This window comes from Paenibacillus polygoni (assembly GCF_030263935.1).
In the GTDB taxonomy this organism is placed as follows: domain Bacteria; phylum Bacillota; class Bacilli; order Paenibacillales; family Paenibacillaceae; genus Paenibacillus; species Paenibacillus polygoni.
In genome coordinates, this window is sequence record NZ_CP127162.1 from 2,163,496 (window position 1) to 2,175,987 (window position 12,492).

Sequence of the window (12,492 nt, forward strand, 5' to 3'; positions counted from 1 at the left end):
CTAACGGGAAACGTCAGTTTAATAATAACAAGTAAGCAGCCGCTCAAACGACCGGTTGCTTTTTCTTTAAGCTAATGTTCAGGATAGTTCAATTATAATTGTTTTCTCAATCCTATTTATAGAATGAAACTGTTAAAGTGTATTTATATTGAACGAATAGGGGAACAAGAGATGAACAAAGGAAAAATCGTGTTTTTGAATGGAGTAACCAGTTCAGGAAAAACATCTATAGTAGATGCTATTCAGTTAAAATCGGATGAGTTTTTTTATGTTGTTGCAAACGATCTTTTTGAAAATACAATTGGCGAAAACTATCTACGAGAAGATTATTGGAAATATCTAAGTGATGCAATAATTATGATGTATCATACCGCCAAACTATTTTCTGACCATGGTAAAAATGTGCTTATCGATGGTATTTTGGTAGAAAGACCTGAGTTAAAACCGCATTATGAAAAAGTTAAGAACATATATGCGGGTTACCCCTTTTATATGGTGGAAGTGTTTTGTCCTTTGGAGATTTGTCGCCAAAGAAATATGGAACGTGGAGATAGAACTGAAGATCAATCAGACTGGCAAAACAAAATTATGGCAAAAGATATACAGTACGACTGTACTGTCAACACACACATAAATTCTCCAGAAGAATGTGCAGATTCGATTCTAAATTGTTTGAGTTTGATTGTTAGGTCTGAAGGTTAATCGCATTAAGTTAAATGAAAACGATTTTGATTAGTTAAAAGGCAGCCGATATCAATGCGATTGGCTGCCTTTTTATTAAACGAAAGGGTAGAATTGTCCCAATGTATGGTAGTATGTTGGTGGTGAAGGATATTGAGACCATATTTAAGCCTTTGGAGGGTAAAAGATGAATGCGGAGCTTAGAAGCGCTCATTTCCTTAATTAGAACTGAAGCAATTGGACTCTTACACAAAAATAAATTAATTAGGGGTAGACAATTCATGGGGGAAACGAATGTATGGGATGCGGAGTGGGAGGTTAACGAAGAGCAGGCGCGAATGCTGATAGGCAGACAATTCCCTCAGCTGTCATCGAAGCAAGTGAAGCGATTGGGCTGGGACAATACGGTTTTTCTCATCGGTGACGAGTACGTGTTCCGGTTTCCAAGAAGAACGATTGCAGTTGGCTCGATTCGTATGGAAGGGAAGCTGCTGCCGAAGCTGGAGGCATATATGACCATCCCCTATCCGAAACCGTTGTTTTATGGCGAAGCAAGTGACGAATACCCGGCACCATTTCTTGGCTATGCTTACGTGCCAGGAGATTTCCCGATCGGCTTGACGGAAGAACGCCGGGTATTATCGGCAGAGACGTTGGCGAAATTTTTGCGGAGATTGCATGAGTTTCCGGTGCAGGCGGCGCTGAAGTGCGGAGTTCAGCAAGATCATAGAAACTTGACGGACATAGCATCGCGCAAAGTGAAACTGGAGGGCTTTCTATCGAAGGTGGTCGAACACTTGTCGCCGGAGGAGTCCGGTGTGATCGAAGCGTATATTAGCAGGCTGCAAAAGGACCGTGTCGAGGCGGTGAATGTACTGCTACATGGCGATCTTCATTTCAAAAATATGCTTGTGAATGAGAACGGGATCGTTTCCGGCATCATTGATTGGGGCGATCTGAGCGTAGGCCATCCGGCTTGCGATTTGAGCGTTGCTTATAGCTTTTTACCCCCTTACGCTCGCGGCGTGTTTTTCGAAACGTACGGAGGAGCGGACGAGGAAACGAAGCTGCTGGCGCGGCTGATCGCGGTATACATCCCCATACTGATCTTAATGCAAGCGGTCGATGACGGGAATGAAGCGATCGCGGCAGAGGCGAAATCCAACATCATGCGGGCACTGTCGGATTAGGCTCATTATTTCGTTGCAGCTACGGGGCTATGGCTATCGGCACCATTTTGTCGTTTAAAGGTCGCGAAAAGGTACGATCCGCCTTCTCTGATGCCGCTTTATGTTGAGGAACACGAAATTCAACCGTGTAAGTCGTTGCGCTAATAGGAAACGATAGTTGAACATAAAGGGTTTCACATATTAGTCATGACTAATATGTGAAACCCTTTAATATATCTATCTTTCTTAAATTAAGGTCTTGATAAACTGAGAAAATAAAGTTGTAGACTGGCGGTGTGCGTTAAGCTAACGGGCAGAGCTTAGACTTTTAAGGATAAAAGAGGTTTTTGTCGTATTATATGTAATTATGGGTTGTAAAATTAAATGAATTATTTGAAAATGGAGGATTCAAAATATGGAACGTAAAATTCAATTAATGGAAACCTACATAAATATCGACCTTGGAAACTCACCCTTTTTAAAATTAGATAAAGGGTTGCAAATTCCATACTCTTCAATTAAGGGAATAACAACAGGTAGACCGATACCAAATGCTTTTAAACTATATGGTGCTTTATTAGGAGGAATGAGAAATGGGTTATTTAGAGCAAAGGGTGGTTATCAACTGCACTTTTTTGAAAATGAGCTTAAAACTCTTCATTTAGATTTGAATAGCTTTCAAGTTGGTAAGTTCAAAATATCGAAGTTGATCATTGGTGTTGAAAATCCTGAAGAAATAAGTAAAAATATTTCCGAAAGAGTGAAGTGATAATTTGTTGATGAACTGTTCTTTGAACTAACGGAGAAACGATAGTTCAAGAAGAAAAAGTAAGCAACCGATCAATAGACCGGTTGCTTTTTCTTTAAGATATTGGGCAGTTCAACATGATTTTACATCACTTCTTGTTTGCAACCATTCTTCTCTCAACTCGTTCATATTTATATAATACTTAACATGGAGGAAGTCATTTTGAAAAAAATGTTTGTTTTACTCGTGTTCCTACCCTGCAGTTTTCATTTATTATGGAGAAGGCTTAATCATAATTAGTTTTGAACCCCAGATCGGATGAGATGAAAATGTACTTCTGATCAGCTGCTCGGCTTCTTCACATGCACGTTGTATGAGCAGTTCACCAAAAAGCATCATCCTCTTTCATTGAAGAAACGTTCCTCCGAACAGCAATAAACAGTTTCTAAAAAGAAATTTATTAGGCTGGATTTTGGTCTTTTTGACCCGAATTCTAAAGCGAATAAAAAGACGTAAAGTAGAGTCTCCTTTTATTATTCTTCTCCTTCAATAAATGCTTGCTATATAGCTGAATTCTCTCTGTTTATAGTTTGTCTAATACAACGTTTAAAATGACGTAAAAGCACATGAAAAATTCAGTTATTATCCAATATTTAAACCTAGTTAAAACAATTGATTATCACCAAAAATACTCATAACTGGTTTGACATTTCCAAAATATCCCTTTATTATGGACTCACGCTTAGTTTTCAGGAAGCACTTTCTGGAGAGCGGGGGAACCAGTTTTCAGGGGCGAGTCACATGAATCCATGTGTAGGGTACCATCTTACCCGAGTCCGTCAGCTAACCTCGTCAGCAGTGGATGGGTCCTTTAATACATACATAATAAATTCACATAACAAAGGCCCTTTATTCATTAATTATAGGGGCCTTTGTCTTTGTTTACTGACCCCCTGCTGGCGGAGCTATGTCTTCATCCCCTGTTTGGAGGTCTTTTTTCGTTTACTGAGGCAATGCTTTCCAAGGGTACTTATTTTGACAAGTGAAGATGTGCTTGAGTTGGAGGGGAGGTACGGAGCACACTTGGGTCAAGTTTTCTGTTTCAAGTAAGCAGATAAAGACATTTTCGAGTGTTAAATCCAAGTAAAAATGTAAGTTTACTTGGTCTATTAGTTGTGTCATTTTTTAAAATCTAGAAACGGAGAAAGGTTGTGGAATGCTTGAGAAAAGTTTTTGTTCTAGTGATGTCCTTGATCTTCGTAATATCTCTAGCGGCATGTAGTGGAAGTGGAAGTCCGCTGGACGAGGCGATCGAGAGAGGTTATATCACCGTAGGATTTGCAAATGAAAAGCCATACGCATACAAAGAGGCTGATGGAACACTAACAGGAGAAGCCGTTGAAATAGCCCGTGTAATTCTAGAGCGGCTCGGCGTGAAGGAGATGAGAGGTGAGCTGACAGAGTTTGGTTCATTAGTAGCCGGCTTGCAAGCTAAAAGGTTTGATCTTATTACAGCGGGAATGTTTATTAATCCTAATCGCTGTTCTGCAGTCTTATTCGCGGACCCGGAGTATAGCATTGGAGAAGCACTTGCAGTTAAGCAGGGGAATCCGCTAGAACTTGTAAGTTACGAAGGTATCGCGAGTAACGGGGAAGCAAAAGTCGCTGTCATGACTGGTGCCGTTGAAATCGAGTATTTAGAAAAGTCTGGTATTCCCTCGGATCGCATTATTCAAGTTCCTGACCAAGCTTCAGCTATAAGCGCACTTCAAGCTGACCGGGTGCAGGCTATAACGATGACGGGGCCATCACTTCAGGCAATGCTCGAATCGGCCAATGATAATAAAATTGAGCGTGTTGCTGACTTCACCCAACCTACAGTTGATGGTGAGAGTGTTCGCGGATATGGGGCGACAGCTTTTCGTCAAGCAGACACTGAATTTCAAGAGGCATATAATGCAGAACTTCAAAAAATGAAAGACTCAGGCGAGTTACTCGAAATATTGCAAAAGTTTGGATTCACAGAGGATGAGCTTCCAGGCGATATGACAGCTGCTGCGCTTTGCGGAGAATAACATGCCGAATTCATGGATTGATTTTCTTCCTTCGTTATTAAAAGGAGCGGAAATCACGATCTTGGTTGCTTTTTTCTCATCCATATTAGCAATCATCGTGTCCTTTATTGCCGGTTTACTCAGGCTATCGAAACTTTGGATTCTACGTACCATTTCAGCGATTTATGTTGAGGTCTTTCGCGGAACTTCCCTGCTGGTTCAATTATTCTGGTTATACTTTGCTCTTCCATTTATCGGTATTGAACTTCCGAAGATGTTAGCAGCTATTCTTGCCATAGGACTTAACTTCGGAGCATACGGATCAGAAATCGTCCGAAGCGCAGTGCTTGCAGTTCCGAAAGGACAGACGGAGGCTGCTATAGCACTAAATATGAAACCCTGGCAAAGGTTATCTCATGTCATTCTTCCTCAAGCTTCACTACAAATGCTGCCGTCTTTCGGGAACCAGATGGTGGAATTGATTAAGTCAACCTCTCTCGTCTATTTCATTACGATGGCAGATCTCACCTATCAGGCGATGGTGCTTCGCAATAACTATATCTCCTTTACAACGGAGATCTTGGTGCTGCTTCTGCTGATGTATTTTGTTATAGCTACACTTGTTTCTATTGCTGTTCGGTTACTTGAACGGAAATTGACAACGGGGAGGCTATAACAAATGTGGAATTGGGATTATGTATTTGATATTTTGCCGCAGTTACTTGGGGCATTAAAAATGACGGTGTTGATTACGATCTGTGCCTTTGTACTGGCATTATTCGTAGGTTTACTTCTCGCATTTATGGCACGAAGTCGATTTAAACCTCTATCGTTAGTGACAAAAGGAGTTATAGAGTTCATACGTAACACACCTCTGCTTGTTCAAGTGTTCTTTCTTTATTACAGTCTGCCGTTACTTATGGGTATTTCCATTCCGGCTTTTTATACGGGGGTCATAGCACTCGGACTTCATTACAGCACGTACCTCTCAGAGGTATATCGTTCTGGCATCGAGGCTGTTCCAAAAGGTCAATGGGAAGCGGCAAAAGCACTGAATTATACGAAATCTCAAACTTGGAAGAAAATTATTCTACCTCAAGCGATTCCACCAATCATACCCGTACTTGGGAATTATCTAATTGTTATGTTCAAAGAGACACCTATTCTATGTGCAATTACGTTGGTTGAGCTTATGCTCACAGCCAAGAATATCGTATCTTTATCCTTCCGAGCTTTTGAGCCGTATACATTAGTCGGTGTATTGTTCTTCATTATTAGTTACATCGCTTCATTACTCGTGCAACAGCTGGAGAAGCGCATGAATTTACAAAGGGGAAGATAAGGAGGGATCGATATGAACACGGTATTTGAACGTGAGGAAACGGAAGTTTCTGCACAAGAAAAGAAGAATCAAGTAATACCGGATACATCTCCTATTGTGAAATACACAGGTGTGACGAAATCATTCGGAAATGTAGAAGTGCTAAATGGTATTGATTTGGAGATGCAGCCGGGAGAAAAGGTCGCTGTTATTGGTCCAAGCGGTTCAGGCAAAACAACCATGGGACGCATGCTGATGACACTTGAAGAACCGACAAGTGGAACGATTGAAGTAGATGGAGAACTTCTGTGGCATATGGAGCATAAGGGGGGAATTGTTCGCGCAAACGAAAAGCATCTGCACCGGATGCGGTGCAATGTAGGTATGGTGTTCCAGCATTTTAATCTATTTCCTCATATGAATGTGATGCGCAATGTGACAGAGGCTCCACGTAAAGTGCTTGGCTTAAGCAAAGAAGAAGCAGAGGAACGCGCAGTTACGATGCTTACTAAGGTTGGTCTGGAAGATAAGTTCAAGATGTACCCATCCAAGTTATCCGGTGGACAGAAACAACGTGTTGCCATTGCAAGGGCTCTTGTAATGCGACCCAAAGTGATGGTGTTTGACGAGGTAACTTCAGCCCTTGATCCTGAGCTCGTGGGTGAGGTGCTAGAGGTAATCCGCGAAATCGCTGAAGAAGGAGAGATGGCGATGATGTTGATTACACACGAAATGGAATTTGCCAAAGAAATTGCAGACCGAGTGATTTTCGGTGCTGATGGAAAAATCGTGGAACAAGGAACACCGGAAGAGATATTTGATAACCCACAAAGTGATCGATTACAGAGCTTTCTGCAGCGTTTTCGTTCTTCAGGAAATTAACATGAACCAAAAAAATGATTATAGAAGGGGGGACATCATTAAGATGGCAGTGAACACGGAAACCGAGATCATATACCGTAATCCGATAGCAAAAGACGGAGCCAGCGTATGGGAACTCATCCGAGATACAGAGACGCTCGATCTAAACTCACCCTACTGTTACATGCTGCTCGGGGATTATTTTAATGATACCTGTATGATTGCCGAACATGAGGGAGACATCATCGGATTTATTTCAGCATTTCGATCACCACGTAATCTAGAAAGGCTGTTTGTATGGCAGGTCGCAGTAGCTCGGACACACCAAAGGCAAGGGATAGCAAAGAACATGCTGACCTATCTTTTGAAACAAAAAGCGTGCCACGGCGTGCGTTTTATTGAAGCGACCATCTCACCTTCGAATAAGGCATCGCACCGGTTATTCCTGAGCTTTGCTGAGGAGAGATCAATTCCGAGTACCGTTACTGCAGGGTATGGTGCAGATATGTTCCCAGATCGTTCGAATCATGAGGATGAGCCATTGTTTGTTATCGGACCAATCATCAATGAAATATGAAACAATTGGAGGGGTATTATGAATAATCAACTTTTAGAATTGCCAGAACTTAATGTGTTTAACGATCTTGAATCTGAAGTGAGAAGTTATTGCCGAAACTTTCAAACGGTATTCGAGAAGGCAAAAAACGCTCAATTGTGGGATCGAAATGGAAATAAATATATTGATTTCTTTGCAGGTGCAGGTGCTTTGAACTACGGCCATAATAATGAGCAGATTCGTGAAAAGCTGATTGACTATATGATGCAAGATGGCATTACACATAGTCTTGATATGGCAACAAACGCGAAAGAAACATTTCTAACTCAATTTCAGGAGGTGATCCTGAAGCCGCGTGGCTGGAATCATAAGGTGATGTTCCCAGGACCAACGGGAACGAATGCTGTAGAAGCTGCGCTGAAGATAGCAAGGAAAGTTACAGGACGTTCCACTATTCTTTCGTTTACAAATGCGTTTCACGGTATGACGCTTGGATCGCTCGCTGTGACAGGAAACTCATTCAAGCGGGAAGGAGCGGGTATAGCTCTTACTCACTCAGTATTTATGCCCTATGACGGCTACTATGGAGATGACGTAGATACACTCGCATATATCAAGAAACTACTTGATGATCCTGGAAGCGGTGTTCCTATTCCAGCAGCTGTTATTGTAGAAGCTCTGCAAGGAGAGGGAGGCCTGAATTCTGCGAGTCGAGATTGGTTAAAGGGTCTTGAGCAGCTCTGTAAGGAAAGAGATATTTTACTCATTCTTGATGATGTTCAGATGGGCTGTGGTAGAACGGGGCCGTTCTTCAGCTTCGATGATGCCGGTATCGAGCCGGATATTATATGTCTATCGAAATCTATTGGTGGCTTTGGTCTTCCGATGGCTATTACATTATTGAAACCAGAGATCGATGTGTGGGAACCAGGTGAGCATAACGGAACTTTCCGAGGTAATAATCTAGGATTCATTGCTGCTACGGAAGCACTTAATTATTGGAAGACGAAGGACTTTCAGCTTGATGTTGAGATTAGAGAGAAGATTATTCGCAAAGTTTTGGAGGATATTCCAGTGAAGTATCCGGAGTTTCGTGGTGAAACTCGAGGCAGAGGTCTAATACAAGGTTTTGCATTTGAAAGACAGGAACTCGCTGGAAGACTCTCTGAAATCGCTTTCGATCATGGGCTGATTATGGAAACATCAGGTCCGCATAGTGAAGTAGCGAAGCTAATGCCACCACTGACCATTGAACTCGATACATTAAAAGAAGGATTGAAAGTACTGGAGCGTAGTCTGGAACAATTATCTGCAGAGGAGAGATGAATCATGATTGTTAAACATTTAGAAGAGATTATTCATACGAAGGATGATATTGATACCACGACATGGAACTCGAGAAGATTGCTCCTAACCAAAGATGAGATGGGTTTTTCCTTGAATGACACACTTATTAAAGCGGGAACTGAAACACTGATCTGGTACAAAAACCATGTTGAAGCTGTGTATTGTATTGAAGGAGAAGGTGAGATTGAAATCGTCGGCGGGAAAACATATCAAATCTCTCCGGGAATGATGTATGCCCTTGATGGACATGAAAAGCATTATCTGAGGGCTCGGTCTCAAATGCGAATGATATGTGTGTTTAATCCGCCACTAACAGGTGCGGAAGTTCATGATGAAGAAGGAACATACCCGCTGCTTTCCCAAATTTCGAAGTAAAGGAGAGATAACGATGAGTAATAATCATATATCCACACTGCAAGAAAAAGAGGTAGACGTCTATCCTTCAAGAATTCATTCCGAGCCTCGAATTTTGAAGAGACAGGACCCAGTTGTTCACTCTGAATGGAATACGAGTTCACCCGTAACGAAAGAACAATCCGATTTCTATGAGCATCATGGATATCTGTTTCTAGAAGGATTTTTAAATCAGGAAGAACTAATCCATTACCAAAAAGAAGCACGAGATTTGCAGATTACAGCTAGGCAATCGGAGAGCGATCAGATTATTCGGGAACCTGAGGGCAGCGAAGTGCGATCTGTTTTTGCCATCCATGAGACTAAGCCCGTATTTCAGAAGCTATCTCAAGACCCGAAACTACTTAGCATCGTGGAGTACTTGCTTGGAAGCAAGACGTATATCCATCAATCGCGCATTAATTATAAGCCTGGTTTTACGGGCAAAGAATTTTACTGGCATTCGGATTTTGAAACTTGGCATGTGGAGGATGGTATGCCTCGAATGAGAGCATTAAGCTGTTCTATTGCACTGGAAGATAACTTTCATTTCAATGGACCTCTTATGGTTGTCCCGGGGTCACATAAAGAGTTCGTGGCTTGTGTAGGTAAGACGCCAGATAATCATTTCAAAGATTCCTTGCGTAAGCAAGAATATGGAGTCCCTGACCATGACAACCTGACTCGTATGGTAAAGGAAGGCGGAATTGATACACCTGTCGGTAGGGCGGGTTCGATCGTATTATTCGATTGCAACATTATGCATGGTTCGAATAGTAATATCACGCCTCTCCCTCGCAGCAACATATTTATGGTATATAACAGTGTTGAGAATAAGTTGGTTCAGCCATATTCTGGTCAACAGGCAAGACCAAGTTATATCGCTAACCGAGAAAATAAATAGATTTCATAAAAAAGATAGGTATCCATATAATAGGACCTATCTTTTTTATATATTGTGATCAACAGAATATCTTGATCATCGCCTAAAACAATCGTTGTTTTCAAAAACTAAAAAAGCTGAGAGCCTTTATGAAATAGGCTTTCAGCTTTTTACGATTACAGTTTCACATGAAGTGCTTCAAGTCCGCGGAACAAAATTTGATTTCGCCATATTGGCGTAGGCCCGGAGAACCTAAGGGCAGGGTACTGTTTCAACAATACCTGAAAAGCGGTGATTGCTTCGAGTCTTGCCAGCGGAGCACCAATACAGAAATGGGGCCCAGTGGCAAACGACAGATGCCGATTTTTCTTTCGCGTAATATCGAAATAATCCGGATCATTAAAAACGGCAGGATCTCGGTTAGCTGCACCTAGGGATAAGAATACTTCTTGTCCCCGTCTAATTAGCGTATCGCCAAGCAGAATATCTTCTCCAGCTGTTCGATTGGTAACCTGGACAGGACTTTCATACCTTAGGATTTCTTCTACCGCAGATGGAATTAATTCTTGCTGATCATGCAAAAGCGTGTAAGATTCTATGATATCTTCTTTTGGATTTCGCGCGCGCGCTCTTACCTGTTGACGGAAATAGTCTCGAATCTCTGCCGCAGCAAGATCGCCTTCATCAAGCTGTTCTTCGGATAAGAAGGTAACATCAAGGAGTCTCGCTAAAGAATTGGACCATCTTTTAAAAATATTCCGATCTTCTTGCGGAACACCAAGCATATCTGCAATGACCATAACGGGAAGAGGAAAAGCAAAATCATGAATAAATTCGGGATTCGTTTCTTTCAAGCTCATTTATATTTTGCCACCTAGGATCCATAACCATCGGTTCTGCTTCAAGCCTGCTTCGCTCCCGAATAAACGTAGGAGTTTTTAGAATGAACTGAACATGTTCATGTTTTGAGATAATCCAAGTGTTTCGCTCTTTTATATACTAAGCCGGATGATCTTGAAGCATTTTCGTGTAAAAAGGGTATGGATCTTGATGGATTAATGGGTCATAGGCATTGAAAAAAGCGGTAATCTCCTGTTCAGTGAGATCTTGACTGGAATTTTTCAAGCGTTATTTCCTCCCAGAAATGGTTTTATGATGCTGTTTACTGCGAGATGATCGGTATAGTAAATAAAGCAATAAGCATACAATGAGGGCAACAACAAGAATCGTTCCATAATGTTCAATCATCGTACCAATTTCCATAATCTGATCTTTCACGACAATACCTAATAGAAAATAGACCAGTGTCCATAAAAAAGCAGAAGGGTAGGCGTATAGAGCAAATTTTCGATAAGACATCTTGTTCATTCCTGCAACGTACATCGTAATATGCCGAAGAAAAGGTAAACACAGACTCATACCGATGGCATAACCACCGTATTTATCAAACCATTTTTCCGAGATTGTAAAATAACGCTCGGTTTTGGATGACTTCTGCATACTTCGGAATAATCTTGTCTTGATAAAAAAACGACCTACCACATAACTGAAGGTCATGGCTGAACAGATTCCAAGGCTCACGGCGAGATAAGCGAAAGGGTAATTGAGGATTCCTGCAGCAGATAACGTCCCCGCCGTCATGAGAACAACCTCATTAGGAATCGGAAGACCGATCAGCCCCAAACACAGTACTAAAAACAAAGCAATGTAGCCGAAATGATCAATAAATTCTAGTAAAAAATCATAAACCATCGTTAATTGACATCCTATCCGCCCATATTGCAAAATACAACACGGCTATGAAATAATATGCGCCTTTACTCGATCCATCGATGTAGTCATCGTTCGAACAGATCGTTCACTGGACTCGCATGTATAATCCCATAAACTGCCTCGATACACTTCTTTCAGGATTTCTGTTTTCTCAAAATCACTAGGTGTAACGAGATAGGCCGGTTTACGTACCGGCAGAGCGCCTCCATGTCCTAGAACAGTAGAGACAAATTGGGAGCAAAAATAAGCATTCTCCCTGTGGAGTTCAAGTTTTAGCATAACCCCAATCAGGCCAAGAAGATGATATTTATATGTATGCTGTCTCTTCATCATGTCCGAAACGAGATGGTGCATCTGATTATATTGCTCAGAGGTCACAGTTAAAGTGTATATAGCGCAGTGAGATGAATGAAAAAAGGGGGAGCTGTAATCTTCCCGGACAAGTCCTGCCAGAAAAGGATTCGCTGCATTTTTACGTCCAAAACTATATACCTCTTTCAGCTCTGGGTCAAATGCTATGGATGCATGATTAAGTGAAGCTTTCGTATAAAATTGTATCAGTTTCGATAAATACGTACCTGTCGAAGTCAGAACGATATAAACAACTCTATTCGCTGACATGTTTCTTTTCCCCTCCAAAAACAACGTTACCTTATTCTATCTTGCTAGCTAACTAAATAAAACATGCTAGGGTAGTAATCTACAT

The 12,492-nt window shown here is 41.5% G+C and carries 15 protein-coding genes and 1 riboswitch; of the genes, 11 read left to right on the forward strand and 4 right to left on the reverse strand.

Going from position 1 to position 12,492, the window contains the following annotated elements:
• The first annotated feature begins 171 nt into the window (after positions 1-171).
• The 11 genes from QPK24_RS10390 to thpD all read left to right on the forward strand — a co-directional run bounded on the left by QPK24_RS10390 (position 172) and on the right by thpD (position 10,034).
• Positions 172-702 (forward strand): phosphotransferase-like protein, encoded by a 531-nt coding sequence (locus QPK24_RS10390; protein WP_285748446.1) that lies wholly within the window; start codon positions 172-174, stop codon positions 700-702.
• A gap of 260 nt (positions 703-962) precedes the next feature.
• Positions 963-1,871, forward strand: a complete 909-nt coding sequence (locus tag QPK24_RS10395) for a phosphotransferase (RefSeq protein WP_285748448.1) — start codon at positions 963-965, stop codon at positions 1,869-1,871.
• Positions 1,872-2,265: 394 nt separating this feature from the next.
• Entirely contained in the window at positions 2,266-2,619 is a 354-nt protein-coding gene (locus QPK24_RS10400) for a hypothetical protein (protein ID WP_160037225.1), read from the forward strand.
• Positions 2,620-3,327: 708 nt separating this feature from the next.
• Positions 3,328-3,471, forward strand: a riboswitch (cyclic di-AMP (ydaO/yuaA leader).
• Positions 3,472-3,818: 347 nt separating this feature from the next.
• Complete coding sequence (gene ehuB / locus QPK24_RS10405; RefSeq protein WP_407082973.1) at positions 3,819-4,673, forward strand: ectoine/hydroxyectoine ABC transporter substrate-binding protein EhuB; 855 nt, start codon at positions 3,819-3,821, stop codon at positions 4,671-4,673.
• Position 4,674: 1 nt separating this feature from the next.
• Complete coding sequence (gene ehuC, locus QPK24_RS10410; protein WP_213535112.1) at positions 4,675-5,328, forward strand: ectoine/hydroxyectoine ABC transporter permease subunit EhuC; 654 nt, start codon at positions 4,675-4,677, stop codon at positions 5,326-5,328.
• A gap of 3 nt (positions 5,329-5,331) precedes the next feature.
• Positions 5,332-5,994 (forward strand): ectoine/hydroxyectoine ABC transporter permease subunit EhuD, encoded by a 663-nt coding sequence (ehuD, locus tag QPK24_RS10415; RefSeq protein ID WP_285748455.1) that lies wholly within the window; start codon positions 5,332-5,334, stop codon positions 5,992-5,994.
• Positions 5,995-6,006: 12 nt separating this feature from the next.
• Positions 6,007-6,855: an ectoine/hydroxyectoine ABC transporter ATP-binding protein EhuA gene (ehuA, locus tag QPK24_RS10420; protein ID WP_283771309.1), complete on the forward strand. Its 849-nt coding sequence runs from the start codon at positions 6,007-6,009 to the stop codon at positions 6,853-6,855.
• Between the two features lie 43 nt (positions 6,856-6,898).
• Positions 6,899-7,411: a diaminobutyrate acetyltransferase gene (gene ectA, locus QPK24_RS10425; RefSeq protein ID WP_285748458.1), complete on the forward strand. Its 513-nt coding sequence runs from the start codon at positions 6,899-6,901 to the stop codon at positions 7,409-7,411.
• A gap of 18 nt (positions 7,412-7,429) precedes the next feature.
• Positions 7,430-8,716, forward strand: coding sequence for a diaminobutyrate--2-oxoglutarate transaminase (ectB, locus tag QPK24_RS10430; RefSeq protein ID WP_285748460.1), 1,287 nt, complete (start codon positions 7,430-7,432; stop codon positions 8,714-8,716).
• A gap of 3 nt (positions 8,717-8,719) precedes the next feature.
• Positions 8,720-9,112 carry an ectoine synthase gene (locus tag QPK24_RS10435; protein ID WP_285748462.1) on the forward strand — a complete coding sequence of 131 codons (393 nt, stop codon included), beginning with the start codon at positions 8,720-8,722 and terminating at the stop codon, positions 9,110-9,112.
• Between the two features lie 13 nt (positions 9,113-9,125).
• Positions 9,126-10,034: an ectoine hydroxylase gene (thpD, locus tag QPK24_RS10440; protein WP_285748464.1), complete on the forward strand. Its 909-nt coding sequence runs from the start codon at positions 9,126-9,128 to the stop codon at positions 10,032-10,034.
• A gap of 155 nt (positions 10,035-10,189) precedes the next feature.
• Here the strand turns inward: thpD and QPK24_RS10445 are convergent, their stop codons facing one another.
• The 4 genes from QPK24_RS10445 to QPK24_RS10460 all read right to left on the reverse strand — a co-directional run bounded on the left by QPK24_RS10445 (position 10,190) and on the right by QPK24_RS10460 (position 12,407).
• On the reverse strand, positions 10,190-10,873 hold the full coding sequence (locus QPK24_RS10445) for a cytochrome P450 (protein WP_285748465.1): 684 nt from the start codon (positions 10,871-10,873) through the stop codon (positions 10,190-10,192).
• 139 nt (positions 10,874-11,012) lie between these two features.
• Positions 11,013-11,138, reverse strand: coding sequence for a hypothetical protein (locus QPK24_RS10450; protein WP_285748467.1), 126 nt, complete (start codon positions 11,136-11,138; stop codon positions 11,013-11,015).
• Between the two features lie 3 nt (positions 11,139-11,141).
• A complete protein-coding gene (locus tag QPK24_RS10455; protein ID WP_285748469.1) occupies positions 11,142-11,765 on the reverse strand; it encodes a DedA family protein in 624 nt (207 codons plus the stop codon).
• Between the two features lie 45 nt (positions 11,766-11,810).
• Positions 11,811-12,407, reverse strand: coding sequence for a hypothetical protein (locus QPK24_RS10460; protein ID WP_285748471.1), 597 nt, complete (start codon positions 12,405-12,407; stop codon positions 11,811-11,813).
• Between the last annotated feature and the right edge of the window lie 85 nt (positions 12,408-12,492).